Genomic DNA, 24,222 nt, shown 5'->3' with positions numbered 1-24,222 from the left:
AAACCAGGCATTGTATCTTTTTGATAGCCTGAAAGAAGTCGCAACCAAGTACCTGTCGAAGTCTCAAATTGAGGTGCTTCGACAGGCTTATCTTGTTGCTCGCGACGCCCATGAAGGCCAAACTCGTTCAACAGGCGAGCCTTATATTATCCACCCAGTTGCGGTTGCTCGTATTCTGGCAGAAATGCGTCTCGACATTGAAACACTAATGGCAGCGTTGCTGCACGATGTGATTGAAGATACCGAGGTCACTAAAGAGGATCTAGCCTGCCGCTTTGGCGATACTGTTGCCGAATTGGTTGATGGCGTCTCTAAACTCGATAAACTCAAATTCCGCGATCGCAAAGAAGCGCAAGCTGAAAATTTCCGTAAAATGATCATGGCAATGGCGCACGATATTCGCGTTATTCTGATCAAACTTGCCGATCGTACTCACAATATGCGTACGCTAGGGGCACTACGTCCTGATAAACGCCGCCGCATTGCTCGTGAAACCCTTGAAATATTCTCTCCGCTTGCCCACCGTCTTGGCATCCATAACATCAAATCTGAACTTGAAGAGCTTGGCTTTGAAGCGTTATATCCCAACCGCTACCGCGTCCTAAAACAAGTCGTCGCAGCAGCCCGTGGCAACCGCAAAGAAATGATTAATAAAATTCACGCAGAAATTGAGGGTCGCCTTAATGATGCGGGAATAGCAGCAGAAGTATCTGGTCGCGAAAAGAACTTATACTCCATCTATAACAAGATGAAGAATAAAGAACAGCGCTTCCATTCAATCATGGATATCTACGCATTCCGTGTCTTAGTCGATGATCTTGATACTTGTTACCGCGTTTTGGGTCAGGTGCACAACCTGTATAAACCACGCCCAAGTCGCATGAAAGACTATATTGCGATTCCAAAAGCCAATGGCTATCAATCGCTACATACTTCACTGGTTGGCCCTCATGGGGTACCGGTTGAAGTTCAAATTCGTACTGAAGACATGGATCAGATGGCGGATAAAGGTGTGGCTGCACATTGGACTTACAAAGACGGTGAAACTCCAGGGACTACCGCCCAAGTTAAAGCTCAACGTTGGATGCAAAGCCTACTAGAACTTCAACAAAGTGCAGGTAGCTCGTTTGAGTTTATTGAAAACGTTAAATCTGATCTTTTCCCTGATGAAATTTACGTTTTTACCCCTAAAGGTCGCATTGTCGAATTACCTGTGGGCGCAACGGCGGTTGATTTTGCTTATGCCGTGCACACCGATATTGGTAATACTTGTGTTGGATCTCGTGTCGATCGCCAGCCTTACCCATTAAGTAAGCCACTGAAAAATGGTCAAACCATCGATATTATTAGCGCACCTGGTGCACGACCTAATGCGGCATGGCTTAACTATGTGGTTACTTCACGCGCACGCACGAAAGTACGTCAGGTGCTAAAAACGATGCGCCGTGATGAATCGATTACCCTTGGGCGTCGCTTGCTTAATCATGCCTTAGGTGGTGTCAGTATGCAGGCCATTGCCGCTGAAAACATTACTAAAGTATTAACTGATCTTAAACTTGAAACCGTTGATGATTTATTAACGGAAATCGGTTTAGGTGAGCTGATGAGTGTGGTTATCGCACGCCGATTATTGGGTAATGCCGATGAACTCACAGCCAAAAACAGTGATCGCCGCTTACCGATTCAAGGTGCCGACGGTATTTTGCTGACGTTTGCCAACTGTTGTCATCCAATCCATGGCGACCCGATTGTTGCTCATGTCAGTCCTGGTAAAGGCTTGGTTATTCACCGTGAAGAATGTGCCAATATTCGTGGTTACCGTAAAGAACCCGATAAGTACATGGCGGTTGAATGGAGTGAAGATTTTGAGCAAGAGTTTGTCACCAACCTCAAAGTCGATATGCAAAATCACCAAGGTGTACTGGCAGACTTAACCAACACAATTGCAGCAACAGGCTCTAATATTCAAGGTTTAGCGACTGAAGAAAAAGACGGCCGTCTGTATACGATCACCGTCCGTTTGACCACCAAGAGCCGTGTCCACTTGGCCAATATCATGCGTCGTATTCGTATTATGCCAGATGTGGTGCGGGTTGCTCGCCAAAAAAATTAACTGCAGCCATTTAATCTACTGTTAATACTATGAATAAAACGCCCGCTAATGGGCGTTTTGTGTATTTGGCAATCAATCCATATTATTATGGGATCATTGTTATTATTGCCAATGGCTTAAACCGTATGACTCCTGATCGCTTTCAACGTATCCATCAAGTATTAGCTACTCGTCAACCCGACCTCACCGTATGTATGGAAGAGGTCCACAAACCCAACAATGTCTCCGCTATTATTCGTACCGCTGATGCGGTTGGCGTCCATAAAGTGCATGCAGTATGGCCCAAAGAAGCCATGAAAGTACTGAGTCATACTTCAGCAGGTGCCCGTAACTGGGTCGAGCTTGAAACTCACGATACCATGGTTGAAGCGATTAGCGCCCTTAAAGCACAAGGCATGCAAGTTCTTGCGACCAATTTATCCGCCTCTGCGGTTGATTTTCGTGAAGTCGATTACACCAAACCAACCGCGATTATTCTCGGTGGTGAAAAAAATGGTATCACCGCTGAAGCATTAGCATTGGCTGATCAAGATATTATTATTCCCATGGTCGGCATGGTGCAATCTCTCAATGTTTCTGTCGCCAGTGCACTCATTCTCTACGAAGCACAACGCCAACGTCAAAATGCGGGCATGTATGATCGCACGACCACTTTACTTGATGCTAGTGTGGTAAATCGTATTCTATTTGAACGTGGGCATCCGGTATTAGCCAATGTCGCTAAACAGAAAAATTTACCGTACCCGCAATTAGATGATCAAGGCCAGATTGTTGCCGACGAGCAGTGGTGGGCAGCGATGCAAGCCAAAAAGGTCAAAAGCCCAGTCGCAACTAGCGTAACTAACAAGGACTAACCATGAGCGGACAACTCCTCAACACTATCGCCCTCACTGAACTGGCTGGTGTTGGCGCCAAAATGGCAGAAAAACTCCATAAAATTGGACTTAATAACGTTCAAGATGTGCTGTTTCACTTGCCACTTCGTTATGAGGATCGTACCCGCATTTGGCCAATTAATCGGGTTGCGCCCGGTCAATTTTTAACGATTCAAGGCGAAGTTAGCCATTGCAGCATTCAATTTGGCAAACGCAAAATGCTAACGGTAAAAATTGGTGATACCACAGGATCTGTCACCTTAAAGTTTTTTAATTTTAATGCCGCGATGAAAAATAGCTTTAGCCAAGGTAAGCAAGTAAAAGCCTATGGTGAAATTAAAGGCAGCCAGTTTGGGCTTGAAATCATTCATCCCGATTACCGCCTTTTTTCTGAGCCAACAGAGCTTAGCGTTGAAGAAACGTTAACGCCGGTTTACCCCACTACCGACGGTTTACGCCAAGCCACATTGCGTAATTTAACCGATCAAGCACTCGCTTTACTTGCAAAGTCGGCGGTTACCGAGTTACTCCCTACGGGTCTTTATGATCAGCAAATGACTCTCGCTCAAGCGTTACAATTGATGCATCGTCCCACGGCTGATATTTCGTTAGAACAATTTGATGCTGGTAAACATCCAGCCCAAAAGCGGTTAATTTTAGAAGAGTTATTAGCCCAAAATTTATCAATGCTGGCACTGCGAAGTAAAGGGCAACAACATCAAAGTTGGTCCTTAGCACCACAATATACTCTCAAGCAACAACTACTCGCCAGCCTACCGTTTACACCAACAGGCGCGCAGCAACGGGTTGTGGCTGATATTGAGGCCGATCTTGCACAACCGCAGCCAATGATGCGCCTAGTACAAGGGGATGTTGGTTCGGGAAAAACTCTGGTGGCCGCGCTTGCTGCTTTACGCGCCATTGAGCACGGTTATCAAGTGGCATTAATGGCACCGACCGAATTATTAGCCGAGCAACATGCGCTCAACTTTGCTCAGTGGCTCAACCCAATGGGGATTGAAGTCGGTTGGATGGCAGGCAAGCTCAAAGGTAAAGCGCGAGAAAAAGAACTGGTTCGCATTGCCAATGGTGACGCAAAAATGGTGGTCGGTACTCATGCTTTGTTTCAAGACCAAGTAGTATTTCAGAACCTTGCGCTAATTATTATCGATGAACAACACCGTTTTGGTGTCCATCAGCGGTTAGATCTGCGAGAAAAAGGTGCTGCAAGCGGTTATTACCCGCATCAATTAGTGATGACGGCTACCCCGATTCCACGCACCCTTGCGATGACAGCTTATGCCGATATGGATACCTCGGTGATCGATGAGTTACCACCAGGGCGAACGCCAATTCAAACCGTTGCGCTGCCTGATAGCCGTCGTCCGCAAATTATTGAGCGTATTCGCGCTGCATGTCAGCAAGAAGGTCGCCAAACCTATTGGGTTTGCACCTTGATTGATGAATCAGAAGTATTAGAAGCTCAAGCAGCATCAGATACCGCCGATGAACTGACCCGTCTATTACCCGACCTCAAGGTTGGTTTGGTTCACGGTCGAATGAAGCCCAAAGAAAAACAAGCAATTATGGCAAGTTTTAAAGCAGGTGAGATTGATTTATTAGTCGCAACTACCGTTATCGAAGTTGGGGTTGATGTTCCCAATGCCAGTTTAATGGTGATTGAAAACCCAGAGCGGCTTGGGTTAGCGCAGTTACACCAGTTACGAGGACGAGTCGGTCGCGGCCAAATCGCCAGTCATTGTGTATTGCTTTACCATGCGCCACTCACCAAAACCGCTCAAAAACGCTTAGCGGTGTTACGAGAAAGCAGCGATGGGTTTGTGATTGCGCAGCGCGATCTTGAAATTAGAGGTCCTGGTGAATTACTTGGCACTAAACAAACGGGTATTGCCGATTTTAAAGTGGCTGATTTAATTCGCGATCAATACTTAATTCCTCAAGTACAAAAACTCGCGCGTTATATTCACGACCAATATCCTGATAATGCTGCAGCGATTATCGACCGCTGGATAGGCCAACGTGAAAATTATTCTAACGCCTAGCATCTATACTATCGCGGTTATTGCAGCCTAACGCTAATAACCGCGTTGCTTACCCCTAATCAGTAGCCATTAATTAATCAAATCAACCCACTAAAAGCAAACGATTGCTATTTTTAGAAAGATAATTACAATAGCGGCAAAATTTCACTACTTCACTCTCTGCCAGTGTTGATTTGGTTCTGACTAACAGCAATCACAGATCACCACCAATTACACAAACATTCGCCCACTCAGCGCGAATAATGGATACCAGAGAACCGGTTAGGATCGAACAATGACCCAGCATCACACCAGTGCAACGCCAAAAAACTCTGATCTTATTTATCGTTTAGATGATAGACCGCCGCTACCCCAAACCTTATTTGCAGCTACCCAACATTTACTGGCGATGTTTGTCGCAGTGATCACGCCATCATTAATTATTTGTCAATCTCTAGGATTACCCGCCAGTGACACTAACACGATTGTTAGTATGTCATTATTAGCATCAGGGATTGCTTCATTTATTCAAATTAAAACCTTTGGCCCTATTGGTTCGGGATTATTGTCAATTCAAGGTACCAGTTTTAATTTCTTAGGTCCGATTATAGGTGCTGGCTTAGCACTTAAAGCCGGTGGTGCTGACACTCAAACCATGATGGCAGCCATTTTTGGTACCATCATTTTTGCCGCTTTCACTGAAGTATTTATTTCACGTATTTTGCAACATGCGCAACGTATTATTACCCCGTTAGTGTCTGGCATTGTAGTGACATTAATCGGTTTAACCTTAATTCAGATAGGCCTAACGTCTATTGGTGGTGGTTATAGTGCGATTGCCGACGGTAGTTTTGGTAGCCTTGATAATCTGATGCTAGCAGGCACAGTATTAGGGTTTATTGTGTTGCTGAACCGCGTTAAAAATCCTTACTTACGAGTATCATCGATTGTTATTGCCATGGCTGCAGGTACATTACTGGCGTGGCTGTTAGGAATGATAAAAACCGATATCGCCACTACCAACCCCCTAATTGCGATACCAATGCCAATGCAATATGGGCTCAGTTTTGATTGGGGATTATTGGTACCGTTGATGATTGTATTTGCAGTTACGTCATTGGAAGCTATCGGTGATATTACTGCAACCTCAGAGACCTCAGAGCAACCAGTCAAAGGGCCGCTGTATATGAAGCGTATCAAGGGTGGCGTGCTCGCAGATGGACTTAACTCAGCAATGGCTGCGGTATTTAATAGCTTTCCCAATTCAACCTTTAGCCAAAACAATGGCATCATTCAGCTGACAGGTGTTGCAAGTCGCTACATTGGTTATTTTGTCGCAGGCATGTTGGTGCTATTAGGATTATTCCCTGATGTCGCTAACTTAGTACAACTGATTCCAGAGCCGGTATTAGGCGGTGCAACTATTGTGATGTTTGGCACCATTGCCGCATCGGGAATTCGAATCATCTCACGCTGCCACCTTGATCGTCGTGCCATTCTAATCATGGCCCTGTCGTTCTCAATGGGATTAGGGATTGCGCAAAAACCTGAAATTTTGCAATTCCTGCCTGAGATTGTAAAAAGTATTTTATCTTCTGGCATGGCTGCTGGCGGTATTACCGCAATTTTATTAAATATCATTTTGCCTGATGATAATGCTGATGCCGTTGAACTGATTGATGAAGCAAAGATCACTCAACACTAATTATCACCATCATTAAAAAAAGCCCGTCTCATTATCAACTGAGAGCGGGCTTTTTATTGAGCATGATTTCACAGCAAAGCGAAGTTAAACCATCACGGTTTGAGCTTATGTAATGGCAAACTGATCTCCACTCTTAGTCCACCTTCACTGCGATTACGCACTGAAATAGCCCCTTCATTTTGATCGATAATTCGCTTCACAATTGCTAAACCAAGCCCTGTACCTTCGGTTTCACTACCACGGGCAGAATCACCACGGGTTAATGGCTGAAACATTTTAGTGACTTGATTGGGTTCAATCCCAGGACCATCATCTTCAACGCAAAACCAAGCTGATTTACGATCAACCGAAGCACCGCTGGATATTCTCACCCAACCATTACCGTAGCGTTGCGCATTTATCACCAAGTTAGCTACCGCGCGTTTAAGGGCTACCGCGTTAGCTGAAATCGTCCCCGGTACTGGCGTTAATTGCTGTTCAATAACATTGCCATAACTGCCTTCAGTATGTGCGACATCTTCTAACAATAAGTTCAGATCAATATCTTCTTCATCTTGTTTTTTAGTCGATTTTAAATAATCCATAAACTGACTAATGATAGCGTTACATTCTTCAGTATCCGTGATCATCGATTCTGCTAAATAACTGTCTTCTGGCGACATCATTTCAGTTGCAAGTCGAATACGAGTTAATGGAGTCCGCAAGTCATGACTTACCCCCGCCATTAATAAGGCGCGATCATCTTCAAGCTGTTTGATGCCTTGTGACATTTGATTAAAAGCTTTGGTCACAGAGCGAATTTCAGAGGCACCTTGTTCAGGTAACTGCGGCGGTGTTTCACCACGCCCAACTTGCAATGCGGCTTGTTCGAGTTCAACTAACGGCCGATTTTGAATGCGAATAAATAACCAACCGCCAGCAATCACTAAGAAAGCAATAATTAAGCTATAACGAAATAACGGCGCGAAATCATCTTCTTGTAATTCAGATAACGGAATACGCATCAAAAAGTTTGGCATCGCATCGGTTTTCATCCACAGCACATAGCTATGAGTGCCAAGCAATAACCGTACGTCGGTTGGTGAATGTAATTCACGCGACATTTCTTCACTCAAATAACTAATATGAGTGGCGTCATTAAATTCTTCAGCACCTGGAGAATTAGGCGCATGTAACGTCACTCCAAGTTCTTCAAGTAACTTACGTCGAATAGGTCGATCAAGATAAATCGTTTGGCCGTCAGCCATCTTAATATCTTCTTTCAACATCAACTTAACTTCGTAAGCTAAAATACGATTAAATTGCTGAATACTTGGCAGTAGCGCGTAATTCACTATGGTGAGATATGAAAAAATCTGGCTTGCGATTAACAAGCCAGCTAATAATATCAGTGTTCGCGCAAAGGTACTTTTGGGCGATAACCGCATGGCTTACGCCTCACGACCATCAGGTACGAAGACATACCCTAAACCCCATACCGTTTGAATATAACGAGGGCGACTCGGATCTTCTTCTACCATACGGCGTAAACGTGAAATCTGCACATCAATCGAACGTTCCATCGCTGAATATTCACGACCTCGCGCCATATTCATTAACTTATCACGTGACATTGGCTCACGCGCATTGGTAACCAGGGCTTTTAATACCGCAAACTCACCTGATGTCAGTGGCATTGGTGCATCGCCACGGAACATTTCACGGGTGCCAAGATTAAGACGGAACTCACCAAACTCAATCACTTTACTTGAGACACTAGGTGCGCCAGGTGCTTCAATCGTTTGACGACGTAATACCGCACGAATACGCGCTAATAATTCACGTGGATTAAATGGCTTTGGCAGATAATCATCGGCACCGACTTCAAGGCCAACAATACGATCAACTTCATCGCCTTTTGCTGTCAGCATTAAAATAGGTAGCATGTTGTTAGCATTACGTAGGCGACGACAGATAGATAAGCCATCTTCACCAGGTAACATTAAATCTAATACCATTAGGTGAAATGTTTCACGCGCCAGTAAACGATCCATTTGCTCGCCATTAGCAACACTGCGTACCTGAAATCCTTGCTCAGAAAGATAACGCTCAAGCAACGCTCGTAAACGCATGTCGTCATCGACCACTAATATCTTATAATTTTCCTGCATTTTTCACCTTCATCGATCACGATAGCAAGTTGTTACTAAGTGTACGCGAGTCGTAATAACTAACGCTTTATTTAACAAACAATAGCGATAATTATCGATACATAACAATCATCACCAGAAATAAATTATAACATGCTAATTAGTCTCATGATTAGGTTATTAACATCACGCAAATATTCAATCGCTACTGTTTTAGTATGTCTTTATAGCATGGAGATTCAACTCTGAATACTCTTTTACTTGAGAGATTAATTTGCTATATCAACACCATGACATTTCACCTTTGACACTATCTGCTACAACGTATCGACATCATCAACCCGCCACTATTGAGAGGTCGCAATTTATTATCATCCGACTTTCTATTTTGACCCAGCAATGATAGAACAATGCCAAACAATCGCTTGAGAATAATGATGAGAACTAACTTAATCACCCGTGAAGGTTTTGATAAATTAGAACAAGAACTCAATTACTTATGGCGTGAAGAACGTCCAGAAGTCACCAAAAAAGTAACTTGGGCTGCAAGCTTAGGTGATCGCAGTGAAAATGCGGATTACCAATATAATAAAAAGCGGCTGCGTGAAATTGACCGCCGAGTACGATTTTTACGTAAACGCTTAGAAGCGGTTAAAGTCATTGATTATTCGCCTCAGCAAGACGGCAAGGTGTTCTTTGGTGCTTGGGTTGAGATTGAAAATGAAGCTGGAGAACAAAAGACATTTCGCATTGTAGGTCCAGATGAAATCTATGGCCGCAATGATTACATTTCCATAGATTCACCGATGGCACGGGCATTGCTCAGCAAACAAGTGGACGACGATACCGTGGTAACAACACCGCTAGGTAAAAAGATGTGGTTTATTAATCATATTCGTTATCAAACCCAATAGCGCTAATACAGCCTGACACACTCTTCACCGCGGTTGACTTGCCAGTTCAAGATTCAGCCGTAGAATGGAAGCTTAACGATCAACAAGAGATATCAACGGATGAGCAACGCTATCAACCAACAGATTGCCACAGAACTGAATGTGCGCACTGAACAAGTGAATGCTGCAGTTACCCTACTTGATGACGGTAATACGGTGCCTTTTATTGCCCGTTACCGTAAAGAAGTCACTGGCGAATTGGATGACACCCAACTACGTCATTTAGAATCACGTTTAAGCTACCTGCGTGAACTCGATAGCCGCCGTCAGGTGATTATAAAATCAATCACGGAACAAGGTAAACTGACACCAGCATTGGCAGCTGAGATTAATAGTGCTGACAGTAAAACCCGCCTTGAAGATCTCTACCTGCCTTATAAACAAAAACGCCGCACTAAGGGGCAGATTGCGATTGAGGCTGGCATTGAACCACTCGCAGAGTTGCTATGGGATCAACCACAGCATTCACCAGAAGAAACAGCACTACAATACCTAAATCCTGAGCAAGGTTTTGTGGATAGCAAAGCCGTGCTTGATGGTGCGCGCGCTATTCTGATGGAGCGCTTTGCTGAAGATGCGGCATTGCTTGAAAAAATTCGCCGCCAGTTAAATACTCACGCCGAACTTACTTCACGTATCATTGAAGGTAAAGAGCATGACGGCGCCAAATTTAAAGATTATTTCGACTATAACGAGCAGATAAAAAACATTCCATCGCACCGCGCTCTGGCATTATTCCGTGGTCGTAATGAAGGCTTTTTACAACTGTCACTCAACGCTGATCCTAATACCGAACAAACTGTTCGTAGTTCATATTGTGAAGTGATTATTGCTGAACATTACCACGTTAGTTTAGGTACTCAAGCTGCAGATGCATGGCGCAAACAAGTGATCAGCTGGGCATGGCGCATTAAAATTTTAATGCACATGGAAACTGAACTGATGGGTATTTTACGTGAAAAAGCCGAAGATGGTGCCATTCAAGTATTTGCCGATAACCTCCATGACTTACTGATGGCAGCTCCAGCAGGACCTCGTGTCACACTGGCGCTCGATCCCGGTTTACGTACTGGTAGTAAAATTGCGGTGGTTGATGAAACCGGTAAAGTATTAGATACCGCCACTATCTATCCGCACCAGCCACATAACAAAATTGTCGAATCCACCAAAACAGTCGTGGCGTTAATTAATAAACATAACGTCAACTTAATTGCGATTGGTAACGGCACTGCTTCACGTGAAACAGATGCATTTGTCACTAAACTGATTAAAGACAATCAGCTTAAAGTACAAAGTGTGATGGTCAGTGAAGCGGGCGCATCTGTTTACTCAGCATCAGAACTGGCAGCGAAAGAATTTCCAAATCTGGATGTCTCTATTCGTGGTGCAGTTTCAATTGGTCGTCGTCTGCAAGACCCGCTAGCGGAGCTGGTTAAAATCGATCCGAAATCAATCGGTGTTGGTCAATACCAGCATGATGTTAGTCAAAGCATGCTGGCTAAACGTTTGGACGTGGTAGTCGAAGACTGTGTAAACGCCGTTGGTGTTGATGTCAATACAGCATCTGCAGCACTACTCACGCGCGTTGCTGGCTTAAATACTACCATTGCACAAAATATTGTTAATTATCGCGATGAAAATGGCCGCTTTGATAGCCGTACTGCGCTTAAAAAAGTGGCGCGTTTAGGGCCAAAAGCGTTTGAGCAGTGTGCTGGATTCTTGCGAATAATGAACGGCAAAAACCCACTTGATGGCTCTGCGGTTCACCCTGAATCTTACGCGGTAGTGAAAGCCATTTCAGCAGCTAACAATAAACCTGTTGATGCTATTATTGGCAACACTGAGTTCCTACGCAGCTTAAAAGCGGCTGACTATACCGATACTAATTTTGGCGTGCCAACGGTAACCGACATCATTAGCGAGCTTGATAAACCTGGTCGAGATCCTCGCCCTGAATTTAAAACAGCAACCTTTGCTGATGGCGTCAACGAAGTAAAAGATTTGATTCCAGGTATGGTCTTAGAAGGCGTGATCACTAACGTGACTAACTTTGGTGCTTTTGTTGACGTTGGTGTGCACCAAGATGGTTTGATCCATATCTCTGCCCTATCTGATAAATTTATTTCAGATCCACGTGAAGTGGTTAAAGCTGGTGATGTGGTAAAAGTTAAAGTGATGGAAGTCGATGTTCAGCGTAAACGTATTGCAATGACGATGCGTTTAAGTGATGAGCCTGGTCAAGAAAAACCATCTCGCCAAGCCACCAACACTGCGGCACCTCGCCAGCAACCATCATCACAGCAAACACGTCAACATACTCCACCAGCATCACCCAAAAACAACCCACCTATGGGCGGTGCTTTTGCGGCTGCGTTTGCCAATGCTAAGAAAAAATAATCACAATTAAGCGCTAAAGAATAAGCTACATACTCGCAGTCAGACTCCCCGTCTGGCTGTGAGTTTAAATAACCTTCAAATACTGCGTCGGTGGATTAGGCAGTGCTGCTTGAGCATAATGATGACTGACCACTCCTTTGGTACGCTCACTATCACTGATCAAGGCTAGCTGCGCTAACAACTCTCGTGGCAATTCAATGTGCATCGAATAACCGAGCTCCGTAGCTGGCGCAATGTAATTATCCAACGATAACACTCGTACAATTTGAGCTAATTGCAGCTGATAGCCCTCAAATAATTTCGCCTGTGATTGCGAATAATCAGGGTGTTCACTGGCATCCCAACTGGGCTTATTCCGTTGCTTTTCTTCTGCCGTCAGGGATTTTTCTGCTGTCGCGGCACTACTCTCAACCACTGGTATGATTTTTTCACGCACACGATTATCTCGCGCCACTTGATCCGTTAATGGATTAGTGGTTGTCGCTAATGCTGGCACACTTGATTGTAATGGAGCAATCACCATCTTGAAAAAACCACCGTTGCTATACAAAAAGTCGCGTTATAACATCCTAGGCACTATATCGACCGTCTACGACAATTATTTACCTTAATAATCATTACGTAACCCTCTTACCTATCGTATTCCGCTTCAGCAGTTAGCCAATAAAATCACTCACAACAGCAATAAACTCATCCAAATGAGAAATAAACGGTGCATGTGATGCATCAGTAAAAACATAACTTTTTGAGTGAGGATGTTGGGCGCTTAATACTGGCTCAGTTTTAATCGGCACTAACGCATCTAAACGTCCATATAAACGTAACCACGGCTGTGACAATTCTGCTAATGACGGCCGTAAATCAACATTTTCTAATAATTCCAACCCAAGGGTTAACGCGGCTAATTGTGGCTGTGGTCTTGATAATACTGCCGCTTTCAATTGTCGAATATCTTCCTTTGCAGTGCGACAACCTAAGCCCTGCAACACCAGAAACCGTTCAATAGTAATGGCAAAATCAGTCACTAGTTGGGTTTGAAAATTAGCCAGTACCCGTGGTTGAATACCGTTCCAATCCGTTCGTGACATAAAACATGGCGAACTGGCAACGGTGATCAATTTGGTCACCCTTGAGGGTGCTGTTAGTGCCGCTTGTGTCGCAATCACTCCACCTAATGACCAGCCTAACCATACCGCAGTTGGCGGTGCTTGGTCTAATAACCGCTCAACGATGTCAGTTAATGAAGCCGCACTAATAGCACCATTATCACCATAACCTGGTAGATCACACCAATGGACACAATAATGTTGACTTAGCATCGGGATCACATCTTGCCATACGCCGACATTCATTCCCCATCCATGAATGAGAACCAGATCAGGCCCTTGACCTTCACTATACCAATTAAGCTGTGGTGTCATTTATAATTCTCTGCATCGATTGTTTATGAGTGATAATGATGCCAAATAGAGTGCCATCATGGCGAGATAATTTATACCATCGATTATTGTTTAAACATTGTTCTCTGTGCCAACTGCCACTCACTCACACTGAACAGTATTGGTGCAACCATTGTATTAGCCACTTTCCAACTCTGCCCTATTGCCAACATTGTGGTACCACCATGTTAAGTACCGTTACCAATTGTGGTCGCTGCCTGAGTAATCCACCGCGATGGCACCGCTTCTATCGTTTAGGTGAATATCGGCCGCCATTACAGCAACTGATCCATCAATTTAAATTTTATGGTAAGTTTTGGTTAGCTCAACCACTGGCACAGCAACTCGCTCACCAAATTACTGATCCTGCCCCACTATTATTACCCGTTCCACTCCATTGGCGACGCTATTGCCTGCGCGGGTTTAATCAAAGCCAGCAACTGGCATTAGTATTAGCTACTATTTTAAATAGCCAAGTAAATCAACATGCTTTTCAACGACTGCGCCACACCCCGTCTCAGCAACAACTAACCAAAATTCAACGGCGCCACAATCTTAAACATGCTTTTAAATTACACTCTTGCAGCTTACCAGATCATGTCGCGATCATTGACGATGTCGTCACCACTGGTGCCACAGTCGATCAATTGACGCAATTACTGCTGCAGCGCGGCGTTAAGCGTGTGGATATTTATACGCTATGTCATACTGAACAATCACTTAATTAATCTTGTATAAAAAAGACGCGCATTAATTAATAAAACGTGGTCAAATAAAAAATGTCGCTTTAAAGATGCGACAATGACTCACAAAGAGTAGAATGAATAAAACTTACTAAATAAGTCAGGTATTACATCGTGTCCATGATCACTATTACTGAAAGCGCTCAGCAGCACTTCGGCAAACTTCTTGCCCAGCAGCCTGAGGGTACTAATATCCGTGTTTTTGTTGTAAACCCAGGCACCCAAAGTGCTGAATGTGGCGTATCCTACTGCCCACCAGAAGCGGTTGAAGCAAGTGATACGGAAATGAAACTTGAGCTATTTTCTGCTTTTATCGACGAATTAAGCCTTCCTTTCCTAGATGACGCTGAAATCGATTTTGTCACTGATAAAATGGGCTCACAGCTAACATTAAAAGCGCCTAACGCTAAAGTGCGTAAAGTTGCCGATGATGCATCATTGATTGAGCGTGTTGATTACGTTCTTCAAACTCAAATTAACCCACAACTTGCAGGCCATGGCGGTAACGTGTCCTTGTCTGAAATCACTGAAGATGGCGTTGCTATTCTACAATTCGGCGGTGGTTGTAATGGTTGTTCTATGGTTGATGTGACACTAAAAGAAGGCATCGAGAAAGAGCTATTAGTGCAATTTGAAGGCGAATTAACTGGCGCACGTGATATTACTGATCACGCTCGTGGCGATCACTCTTATTATTAATGATGTAGAACCACAATTGCAGCAAATAGCAAAAAAGCCGCATTAAAATGCGGCTTTTTTATTATTGAACAATCAATTTAGGATTTGAATAGTAACCGTACGCTTTCCCCATTTACGAGCAGCTTTTACATCATTGCCCATATAAATATCGATCTTATTACGCCAACGACGGTGCATTTTATCTAGCACTGTATACTCGCCAGTTAAGCCTTGAATTTTAATTCGAGAGCCCTTTTTAAGTCCTTTATGGAGTAAGTCTCGTGATATTGCCACAGCTTTCATGCCGGGCTTTAACCGTACACCCCAAGCTGTCAGATTAGGTTGATGATTGGTTTGCGCCCGTACAGAATTGTAAGCTGTTGCAGTAACCCGTAATGTTTTTATCGAATGAGCATAGCTAGGAAAGCTAAAAAGCAGTGACAAAAACACGACAAAACAAATCGATTTTTTCATTTTCTACGATGCCTTGAGAGTCAAAGCACTGTATTAGACCAAAAACCTGCCATCAATAATATGTTTATTGCCTATCAATACCAACAATAAATAGAATTATGCTCTAACAACAGTGATTGTTACTCGACGTTTACCCCATTTTTTAGCGGCTCTAACATCTTTACCCATATAGATATCAATTTTACGATTCCAGCGGCGGTTCATTTTATCCAGCACCACATATTCGCCAGGTAAACCAGATATTTTAACTTTAGAGCCACGCTTTAGCCCCATTTTAAGTAAATCTCGAGAAACAGCGATAGCTTTCATGCCCGGCTTTAAACGATCTCCCCAAGCTGCAATATTAGGACTAGAATCTGTTTGTGCTCGCACGGAATTATATGCTGTTGCGGTAACATTCAATTTTTTAAAACTGCTGGCATAACTATGAACGCTGAAAGTTAAACTCACTATCAACAATAAATAACCTATAATCTTGTTTGTCATTTGCACCACCTGGATAATAAGTGAACGCATTTAAACAAATCATAATCACGATTGAAAGCCTTTTTTGTATAAAAAATCATCAGCCTTATTCGCGAAAATGATAACTAGTTGTTTATAAAGTGTGTGGTAAAAATATGTTTTTCCGCCATTGCGAAATAAATATCACTGCTAATATCGCCCCTCGCAACGCCATAAAACCCACCATCGCCACCCATAAAGCATGATTACCATAACTGCTCATTGACCACCAAATCACAAAAAATCCGCTGGTTGCTAAAAACATGCTATTGCGCATATCTTTACCACGCGTCGCACCGATAAATACGCCATCCAATAAAAAGCACCACATCGCGACTAGCGGCACAGCAGTCAACCACGGCAAATAATTATCAGCTTGTTGTTGAACTGCGGGAATATCAGAAATAATTGCAACGATTTGAGTACCAAACAGAGCAAAAATAGCGGTTAACCCTAATGAAATTAATAAACTCCAAAATGTTGTCCCAACCAAATAACGCTCAAGTTGCCCTTTATTTCCAGCCCCGATCGCTTTACCTACTAAGGCTTCCATAGCATAAGCAAAACCATCCATCGCATAGGAAACCAGCATTAAAAAACTCATTAATACCGCATTGGCTGCCACCACATTATCGCCTAAATGCGCCCCTTGAAAGGTCATAAAGGTAAATGTCGCTTGCAAACATAAACTGCGTAAAAAGATGTCGCGATTAAGCTTTAGTAACCGCCCCATACCATGACGGATACTGGTGAGTTTTTGTTTTAGTGGCGGTAAACCTAAACGCAACCATTGCTGAGCGACAAACCATAAGCCCAATATCATGCCACTGTAATCAGCAATGACGGATGCTACCGCCGCACCTTGCACTTTCCACCCCAAACCCAGTACAAACACTAAATCTAGCACTATATTGACGACGTTCGTTGCAATAAGTAACCACATTGGCAATTTGGCATTTTGCATGCCCAACAACCAACCCATGATCACTAAATTAGCTAAAGCCGCTGGTGCGCCCCAAATACGGGTCGAGAAATACTGGTTCGCATATAATTTCACCTCACTGCCAGCGCTACTAAAATGAAAAATGAGCTGACTTACAGGCTGATGTAATGCCACTAATACCGCACCAAATAACAATGCAAGTGCCACACCTTGCACAAAAATGACCGCTTGGGCATCTTTGTTAGCACTACCTTGTGCCTGAGCAGTAATACCTGTGGTTGCCATCCGTAAAAAACCAAGTAACCAAAATGTCACATTGATCATGGTGCCACCCACAGCAACACCACCTAAATACCATGATTGATCAAGATGACCGATAACAGCAGCATCGACCAATCCCAGCAATGGCACAGTAATATTAGATAGCACCATCGGCAGCGCTAACGCGAAAACCTGATAATGAAGTGATTTATCTTTTAATGCAGCAAACACAGAGTTCCCTTTAGCTTTCTAAAATAAGGAACAAGTTTACCATTTGAGAACAGTGACAACAGGCTGATTACGATAACAAAGGCTCAGCCAGTGAAGTAATACTAACCAGGTATAAACGCTAACCACCAATGATCAACTAATAGCACCACAAACAAGGCTAATATATGCCAGATTGAATAGTTAAATGTTGCCCATGCATGGCCTGCGTTATCAAAAAATTTCAGCTTAATGGCATAACCAATAAAACCAAGATTTAACAAGCTACTGCCAATTAAATAAATCCCTCCACTCATGCCTGTTAACCATGGTAATAACCCAACTGCAAACAACAATAAGGTATAAAACAGCACCATGGTTTTGGTGTATTCAATCCCATGAGTAACGGGTAACATCGGTATCCCTGCTTTAGCGTAATCATCGCGACGGTGAATTGCTAACGCCCAAAAATGAGGAGGGGTCCATACAAAGACCAGCATCACTAATAACAATGCATGAGGATTGACACTGCCTGTCACAGCTACCCAACCTAACAATGGCGGTGCTGCTCCAGCTAAACCGCCAATGACAATATTCTGCGGAGTAGCATGTTTTAACCATACTGTATACACCAGCGCATAACCGACTAAACTCGCCATTGTTAACCATGCCGTAAGTGGGTTTAGCTGCCACAGTAAAAGAAATCCTGACACCATTAAGACACTTGCAAACAACACCGCATTGACAGTTGCGATGCGCCCTTTTGCTAATGGGCGATGGTAAGTACGTGCCATTTGAGCATCAAAGCGCCGATCAAGCACATGATTAAATACCGCGGCAGCAGCTGATTGTAAGCCAATCCCTGCTAACCCAAACACCACCACTTTGAGCGTGGGTACTGTTGGCACCGCAAGACACATTCCAACCAATGCCGTCAGCAATAACATTGCCACCACTTTAGGCTTTGTCATGGTTAAATAATCTCGCCACACCGCAGTAGTTAATGTCACACCACGGCTGCGTTCAGGCCATTGTAATTTATCCATATGATTACTCCTGCGGTAATGGCTGCGCTATAGTGCGTGACCATCGAGACCCCACTCGATAACTCACACTCACCATCATCACCAACAACCCTAAACCAGTAACATTATGAGCAACAGCGACTGCTAGCGGTAAACTGGCCACCACATTTGTCACTCCGAGTGCAATTTGCACTAACAACAACAGTACTAACCCAAAGCTATAACGTCGCAATGAGTGCTGTCGCCAACATAACCATGCCATGGTTAATACCACTACCGTAGTAATCATGGCGCCAATGCGATGTACCACATGAATAGACACCCGTTGGCCATAATCAAGCACACCGTATTGGTAACTATCATGCGGGGGTTGTACTAATAAAAAAGCCTTTGCATCAAACAATTGTTGCCAATTGGCTTCACAAATCGGCAATTGACTACACACCAATGCGGCATAGTTAGCCGCAGTCCATCCACCTAAAGCGATTTGAAAAAACACCACCACAACACTGATGATCGCCGCTATTTGTAACCGACGTAAGGTTTTGGCTGCAATATTGGTTATAATTGAGGGTGGCGACTGAAGTTGTAACCGTAATAACCACAACAAACTTACAATACTAAAGCCACCTAATAAGTGCGCCATTACTACGGCAGGCATCAATACTAACGTCACGGTCCACATACCTAACAAGGCTTGTACAACCACCATACATAATAACAATGATGGTAATAGTTTCGGTCGCGATGGTTTTCGCCACGCCATAATATTAATAGCAGCAATGAATAAACCTAAACTACCTGCAATATAGCGATGCAGCATTTCATTCCATGCTTTTTGAGGTTCTAACGATGCTTGAGGAAAAAATGTGGCGGCCGTTTGTTGCTCAAGTGCGGTTTGAGGTACGGTAAAAAAACCATAACAACCCGGCCAATCTGGACAACCTAGCCCCGCTTCCGTTAGCCGAGTAAACGCTCCAAGAGCCACAACAGCAACGGACAAGACACAACTAAAGCTGACTAAAAAAAAGAAATATCGATCATTATTAGTGGTAGTAATCATTCGTTATCCTCCCTAATGACAGCAATGACTTAACCTATTTTTGAGACTTTTAGTAACCGTTTTAAATCACGCAAAACATCTTTCCCTTGACGTAATATCTGTTGTTCACCCATCACCAATGGATAAGCCATTAGCATATTACCGTGAGGATCAGCGATATAAATAGTTGCCAAACCATATTCTAATTGCGCTAACTGTTGCTGCAGCGAAGTATCTATTTGGCGCTGATCTAATCCCTGCAGCAACAATGCTGCAGCGCTATTATCACTACTGACCAATACGACACTCTGCAGCCGATGACTATCAGCTCCGGCTGCTTGTGGCACTTGACGCAAATTAAATAACGCGCCTTGGCAACGCGCATCACAACGCGCAGGAAGCTGATAAATTAGTTGCCATGTCTGCGGTAGCGCAAATTCAGCAACGGTTACTACAGGTTGCAATAGTTGACCTCTATTGGTTACTCCCCCTTGGTACCATTGCTGGTGTAACATCAATTTAGCCGCAATAATTGGCACGATAAACACCACAGCAACGACCAATAACACCTGATATTTTTTCATACAGCTTGCTCCCTGCGTAGCCATAATAAAGACATAAAAACTACTGCAATAGCGAGTAAAAACCACTGCATTGCATAGCCATAATGTTTCTTTGGTCCCATCACGACCGGCTGCCATGTTTGCGTTAATGCGATAGGACTTGAGGGTGATATTTGAATGATCCACGGTAATAGTGGTTGTTGTAACTGTTGAGTTAGCCAAATTAATTCAATATTTTGCACTCGTAATGGCCATTGATTATCAGCATTATCCGGCTTAAATTGTAATAACTGCTGCGCTGGAGCAACCACACCAGTAATAATTTGACGACCATCAAAGGTCGGTAACGTCGGCAGTATATTTCGATATGGTGGAGAGGCAATCCAACCGAGATTAACTAATACCCGTTGTTGCTGGCTCACAAAAGGCAAGTAAAGATGGTAGCCCGGGCGACCACGGTAAAGCTGGTTATCTAATAAGATCGGGCGACTATTATCAAATTCACCTTCAATGGTAATGCTATGCCATAGCGGTTGCAGCGGCAGATTGGCTAAATCAACCAACATCGTTTGCTGGCGCGTTGTTACTTGGGATTGTAACTGCTGCTTTTCATTGGCGCGGCTCATTTGCCACCACCCCAGTTTTAATAACAAAGCAACAACGGCTATGGTAAACATAATAAAAGCGATAGATCGCATCATTAAGTATCCTTTTATCGCTAACAGTTAGAACCCGCTATGCTTTAAATAGCCACTTGAGGAGCATCTAACATGCTAATTAAATTGTTATTTATCGTCTTATTACTGCTAATGATTATTTATCTATTTCGTGCTCTGCCACTGATGTTAAAAGCGCAATCATCACGACCGCTATCGCATTATCTTGGACGACGATTATTGATTGCGGTCATTTTGTTTGGATTACTCGTTATTGCTTTAATGACCGGTATTATTCAACCTAACCCTGAACCTTATACGCTCTAACCACCCTTGCTTTACTCACTTTGGTTAGAACTACTATTTTGTTGAGCCACTTAAGATCGCGCTTAATGGGCTATAAAATGTAAACAAACACGAATAAGCATAGCCACACCACATCCACAAAATGCCAATACCAAGCACCTGCTTGAAAAGCAAAATGATGCTGAGGGGTAAAGTGTCCTTTTAAAACTCGGCACCAAACGATGAATAATAAAATTGCGCCTAAGGTGACATGGACACCGTGAAAGCCGGTTAACATAAAGAAGGTGTTACCATAAACACCACTCTCGAGACGTAAGTTAAGATCACGATAGGCATGGATATATTCCACCGCTTGAAGATAAACAAACACCCCACCGAGGAACACCGTGACTAATAAAAATAGACTTAATCGACGCCGTTGATTGTTCTCTAAAGCCAGATGAGCAACATGCAGTGTGATAGATGAAGTGAGCAGAATAATGGTGTTATATAAAGGTAATCCAATTGGCCCCATTGCTTGGGTTTCAGTACCATCAGGAGTAACAACTAGTGGCCAATCAGCGACAAAATGCGGCCATAATACAATGTTGGTCATGGCATTATTACTGGCGCCACCGAGCCAAGGTACAGCAATCATTCGTATATAAAATAACGCCCCAAAAAATGCACCAAAGAACATCACTTCCGAGAAAATAAACCAACTCATACCTTGTCGAAACGAGCGATCCATTTGAGTACTGTATAAGCCGCCCATTGATTCGATGATCACATCGCGAAACCAGCCAGTTAGCATGATTAAAATTAACCCAACCCCGGTTAATAAAATCCATGGTCCTTGCCCTGCTAATAAATCGCCGACAATCGCCCCTGCACCTAAGGCAATTAAAAATAATGCCACCGCACCTAAAATAGGCCAACCACTAGCCGCTGGAACATAGTATTCATCAGAACTTGCTAGCGTAGATTGCTTAGAGTCATCATAAGAGTTCGACATTTTTCACCTCATTCACTTGCTCATTAGGTTGAGTAAGGGGTTGCGCAGTAGCACTTACGTCATAAAGGGTGTATGCCAATGTAAGAACTTTAATATCACGCGGCAGATCAGGATCAACATAAAATACTAGCGGCAACTCAGCCTCTTGACCCGCTGATAATGGTTGATGGTTAAAACAAAAACATTCAATTTTATTAAAATATTGCGCAGCAAGCCCTGGGGTTACAGACGGTACAGCTTGGCCGATAGATGCTTGGGTATTAAGGTTTTTAGCCAAGTAGTTAATGATTTTTGTCTCTCCAGGATGAACATTCACTTGCGTCACCTGTGGTGTAAATTGCCACTTCACATCAGGATTAATATAAGCAACAAACTCCACCGTCACGGTTCGACTTCGATCAACCCTATCGCTCGCCGCTGTTGGCGTTGTCGCCGTTTTGCCATTAATACCGGTAATATCACAAAACACGTCATATAAAGGCACTAACGCAAACGCGAACCCAAACATTGCTATGGCTGCAAATACCAATCCAATTACCGAACGTTTTGATTGCGAATCCATATCAACCTCTGCTAATCAATTTTAGGCGGGGTTGAAAAGGTGTGATATGGCGCCGGAGATGGCACTGTCCACTCTAAACCTTCAGCCCCTTCCCAAGGTTTTGAGGCCGCTTTTTCCCCACCTCGAATGCACTTCACCACCACAACAACAAATAACAATTGTGACAAGCCAAATAAAAATCCACCGACGCTCACCACCGCATTAATATCAGCAAACTGCAGCGCATAATCAGGAATACGACGTGGCATACCAGCAAGCCCAAGAAAGTGCATTGGGAAAAACAGAATATTGACTGAAATTAATGAGCACCAAAAATGCCACTGCGCTAACCGTTCATTGAACATATGCCCAGTCCATTTAGGCAACCAATAATAGGCTGCTGCCATAATTGAAAAAATCGCGCCTGACACCAATACATAATGGAAATGGGCCACCACAAAATAGGTGTCGTGATATTGAAAATCTGCCGGAGTAATGGCTAACATTAGCCCTGAAAAACCACCAATGGTAAATAACACAATAAACGCAATCGCAAATAGCATCGGCACTTCAAACGTCAGCGAGCCACGCCACATGGTCGCAACCCAATTAAACACTTTTACTCCTGTTGGCACCGAGATCAGCATGGTGCAATACATAAAGAAAAGTTCAGCAGCAACCGGCATACCAGTGGTAAACATATGATGCGCCCACACCAAAAAACTCAATCCAGCAATCGAGGCGGTGGCATACACCATCGAACTATAACCAAAGAGTTTTTTACGCGAAAATGCAGGGATAATTGCCGATATGATACCGAAACTCGGCAAAATCATAATGTAAACTTCAGGATGACCAAAAAACCAAAATATATGTTGGAACATCACTGGATCGCCACCACCGGCGGCATCAAAGAAACTGGTACCGAAATATTTATCGGTTAATACCATGGTGACAGCACCGGCTAATACAGGCATAACGGCAATTAATAGAAAAGCGGTGATTAGCCATGTCCATACAAACAACGGCATTTTCATATAAGTCATACCGGGAGCGCGCATATTAATAATGGTCACCACCACATTAATTGCGCCCATGATTGAACTGATGCCCATAATATGAATCGCAAACACAAATAAACCAGTACTTGCTGGGCTATAGGTGGTCGACAATGGCGCATAGAATGTCCACCCGAAATTAGGGCCACCACCTTCCATAAACAATGATGCTAATAACAAGCTAAACGCAAACGGTAGAATCCAAAAACTCCAATTATTCATCCGTGGCAATGCCATATCTGGCGCGCCAATCATCAATGGAATCATCCAATTAGCAAGCCCTGTAAATGCTGGCATTACCGCACCAAACACCATAATCAAACCATGAACTGTGGTCATTTGATTAAAAAAGTTCGGTTCAACCAATTGTAATCCGGGCTGAAATAACTCCGCTCGAATCACCATTGCCATCGCCCCGCCAATAAAAAACATTGATAGGCTAAACAATAGATACAACGATCCAATATCTTTATGATTCGTTGTAAATAACCACCGCTTAAGCCCCTTTGGCGGATGATGGTCATGGTGTTCTATGGCTGGTTGCTGGTGCACTATCTCCGTCATGCTCGTCATT

At 43.5% G+C, this 24,222-nt stretch carries 23 protein-coding genes; 9 read left to right on the top strand and 14 right to left on the bottom strand.

The features are described 5' to 3' along the window. Positions 1 to 10 precede the first annotated feature (10 nt). From spoT to BTN98_RS17100, 4 genes are all read left to right on the top strand, one after another. On the top strand, positions 11 to 2,113 hold the full coding sequence (spoT, locus tag BTN98_RS17115) for a bifunctional GTP diphosphokinase/guanosine-3',5'-bis pyrophosphate 3'-pyrophosphohydrolase (RefSeq protein WP_060997760.1): 2,103 nt from the start codon (positions 11 to 13) through the stop codon (positions 2,111 to 2,113). Between the two features lie 125 nt (positions 2,114 to 2,238). Then, complete coding sequence (gene trmH / locus BTN98_RS17110) at positions 2,239 to 2,967, top strand: tRNA (guanosine(18)-2'-O)-methyltransferase TrmH (RefSeq protein ID WP_060997852.1); 729 nt, start codon at positions 2,239 to 2,241, stop codon at positions 2,965 to 2,967. Positions 2,968 to 2,969: 2 nt separating this feature from the next. After that, positions 2,970 to 5,051 carry an ATP-dependent DNA helicase RecG gene (gene recG / locus BTN98_RS17105; protein WP_060997759.1) on the top strand — a complete coding sequence of 694 codons (2,082 nt, stop codon included), beginning with the start codon at positions 2,970 to 2,972 and terminating at the stop codon, positions 5,049 to 5,051. A 274-nt stretch (positions 5,052 to 5,325) separates the two neighbouring features. After that, positions 5,326 to 6,735, top strand: a complete 1,410-nt coding sequence (locus tag BTN98_RS17100; protein WP_060997758.1) for a uracil-xanthine permease family protein — start codon at positions 5,326 to 5,328, stop codon at positions 6,733 to 6,735. Between the two features lie 92 nt (positions 6,736 to 6,827). On the opposite strand, the gene envZ is transcribed toward BTN98_RS17100, so the two are convergent. Next, a complete protein-coding gene (gene envZ / locus BTN98_RS17095) occupies positions 6,828 to 8,162 on the bottom strand; it encodes a two-component system sensor histidine kinase EnvZ (RefSeq protein ID WP_060997757.1) in 1,335 nt (444 codons plus the stop codon). A 3-nt stretch (positions 8,163 to 8,165) separates the two neighbouring features. Further along, positions 8,166 to 8,885, bottom strand: coding sequence for an osmolarity response regulator transcription factor OmpR (gene ompR / locus BTN98_RS17090; protein WP_060997756.1), 720 nt, complete (start codon positions 8,883 to 8,885; stop codon positions 8,166 to 8,168). Between the two features lie 416 nt (positions 8,886 to 9,301). On the opposite strand from ompR, the gene greB reads away from it, so the two are divergent. Together greB and BTN98_RS17080 are read left to right on the top strand one after the other, a co-directional pair. Further along, the gene (greB, locus tag BTN98_RS17085) at positions 9,302 to 9,778 is read left to right on the top strand and encodes a transcription elongation factor GreB (RefSeq protein WP_060997755.1); all 477 of its coding nucleotides are present in this window, start codon (positions 9,302 to 9,304) and stop codon (positions 9,776 to 9,778) included. Positions 9,779 to 9,877: 99 nt separating this feature from the next. Next, positions 9,878 to 12,214 (top strand): Tex family protein, encoded by a 2,337-nt coding sequence (locus tag BTN98_RS17080; protein WP_060997754.1) that lies wholly within the window; start codon positions 9,878 to 9,880, stop codon positions 12,212 to 12,214. 64 nt (positions 12,215 to 12,278) lie between these two features. Here BTN98_RS17080 and BTN98_RS17075 read toward each other — a convergent pair whose 3' ends face one another. Further along, positions 12,279 to 12,737 carry a hypothetical protein gene (locus tag BTN98_RS17075; RefSeq protein WP_060997753.1) on the bottom strand — a complete coding sequence of 153 codons (459 nt, stop codon included), beginning with the start codon at positions 12,735 to 12,737 and terminating at the stop codon, positions 12,279 to 12,281. Between the two features lie 133 nt (positions 12,738 to 12,870). Continuing rightward, positions 12,871 to 13,635: a pimeloyl-ACP methyl ester esterase BioH gene (gene bioH / locus BTN98_RS17070; RefSeq protein ID WP_060997752.1), complete on the bottom strand. Its 765-nt coding sequence runs from the start codon at positions 13,633 to 13,635 to the stop codon at positions 12,871 to 12,873. Between the two features lie 35 nt (positions 13,636 to 13,670). Here bioH and BTN98_RS17065 point away from each other — a divergent pair, with 35 nt between their 5' ends. Next, on the top strand, positions 13,671 to 14,381 hold the full coding sequence (locus BTN98_RS17065) for a phosphoribosyltransferase family protein (RefSeq protein WP_060997751.1): 711 nt from the start codon (positions 13,671 to 13,673) through the stop codon (positions 14,379 to 14,381). A 129-nt stretch (positions 14,382 to 14,510) separates the two neighbouring features. Next, positions 14,511 to 15,095: a Fe-S biogenesis protein NfuA gene (gene nfuA, locus BTN98_RS17060; RefSeq protein ID WP_087821412.1), complete on the top strand. Its 585-nt coding sequence runs from the start codon at positions 14,511 to 14,513 to the stop codon at positions 15,093 to 15,095. 72 nt (positions 15,096 to 15,167) lie between these two features. On the opposite strand, the gene BTN98_RS17055 is transcribed toward nfuA, so the two are convergent. From BTN98_RS17055 to BTN98_RS17025, 7 genes are all read right to left on the bottom strand, one after another. Next, positions 15,168 to 15,548, bottom strand: a complete 381-nt coding sequence (locus BTN98_RS17055) for a 3D domain-containing protein (RefSeq protein WP_060997749.1) — start codon at positions 15,546 to 15,548, stop codon at positions 15,168 to 15,170. 96 nt (positions 15,549 to 15,644) lie between these two features. Further along, complete coding sequence (locus BTN98_RS17050) at positions 15,645 to 16,034, bottom strand: 3D domain-containing protein (protein ID WP_060997851.1); 390 nt, start codon at positions 16,032 to 16,034, stop codon at positions 15,645 to 15,647. Between the two features lie 112 nt (positions 16,035 to 16,146). Continuing rightward, the gene (gene dinF / locus BTN98_RS17045; RefSeq protein ID WP_060997748.1) at positions 16,147 to 17,487 is read right to left on the bottom strand and encodes an MATE family efflux transporter DinF; all 1,341 of its coding nucleotides are present in this window, start codon (positions 17,485 to 17,487) and stop codon (positions 16,147 to 16,149) included. Between the two features lie 101 nt (positions 17,488 to 17,588). After that, positions 17,589 to 18,509, bottom strand: coding sequence for a heme o synthase (gene cyoE / locus BTN98_RS17040; RefSeq protein WP_060997747.1), 921 nt, complete (start codon positions 18,507 to 18,509; stop codon positions 17,589 to 17,591). A 4-nt stretch (positions 18,510 to 18,513) separates the two neighbouring features. After that, the gene (locus BTN98_RS17035; protein ID WP_060997746.1) at positions 18,514 to 19,551 is read right to left on the bottom strand and encodes a COX15/CtaA family protein; all 1,038 of its coding nucleotides are present in this window, start codon (positions 19,549 to 19,551) and stop codon (positions 18,514 to 18,516) included. 29 nt (positions 19,552 to 19,580) lie between these two features. Continuing rightward, on the bottom strand, positions 19,581 to 20,114 hold the full coding sequence (locus BTN98_RS17030; RefSeq protein WP_060997745.1) for a hypothetical protein: 534 nt from the start codon (positions 20,112 to 20,114) through the stop codon (positions 19,581 to 19,583). Beyond that, positions 20,111 to 20,794, bottom strand: a complete 684-nt coding sequence (locus BTN98_RS17025; protein ID WP_276308206.1) for an SURF1 family protein — start codon at positions 20,792 to 20,794, stop codon at positions 20,111 to 20,113. Before BTN98_RS17025 ends, BTN98_RS17030 begins: the two co-directional genes overlap by 4 nt. Positions 20,795 to 20,863: 69 nt before the next feature. Here BTN98_RS17025 and BTN98_RS17020 point away from each other — a divergent pair, with 69 nt between their 5' ends. Beyond that, a complete protein-coding gene (locus BTN98_RS17020; protein ID WP_060997744.1) occupies positions 20,864 to 21,076 on the top strand; it encodes a DUF2909 family protein in 213 nt (70 codons plus the stop codon). A gap of 70 nt (positions 21,077 to 21,146) precedes the next feature. On the opposite strand, the gene BTN98_RS17015 is transcribed toward BTN98_RS17020, so the two are convergent. The 3 genes from BTN98_RS17015 to ctaD are packed head-to-tail and all read right to left on the bottom strand — an operon-like array spanning position 21,147 to position 24,212. After that, entirely contained in the window at positions 21,147 to 22,049 is a 903-nt protein-coding gene (locus tag BTN98_RS17015; RefSeq protein WP_060997743.1) for a cytochrome c oxidase subunit 3, read from the bottom strand. After that, positions 22,033 to 22,611 carry a cytochrome c oxidase assembly protein gene (locus BTN98_RS17010; protein ID WP_060997742.1) on the bottom strand — a complete coding sequence of 193 codons (579 nt, stop codon included), beginning with the start codon at positions 22,609 to 22,611 and terminating at the stop codon, positions 22,033 to 22,035. Before BTN98_RS17010 ends, BTN98_RS17015 begins: the two co-directional genes overlap by 17 nt. An 11-nt stretch (positions 22,612 to 22,622) precedes the next feature. Further along, entirely contained in the window at positions 22,623 to 24,212 is a 1,590-nt protein-coding gene (gene ctaD, locus BTN98_RS17005; RefSeq protein ID WP_060997741.1) for a cytochrome c oxidase subunit I, read from the bottom strand. Positions 24,213 to 24,222: the final 10 nt, after the last annotated feature.

The sequence above is a fragment of the Photobacterium aquimaris genome, assembly GCF_002954455.1.
Lineage (GTDB): Bacteria > Pseudomonadota > Gammaproteobacteria > Enterobacterales > Vibrionaceae > Photobacterium > Photobacterium aquimaris.
This window is presented reverse-complemented; position numbering and strand designations above follow the sequence as displayed.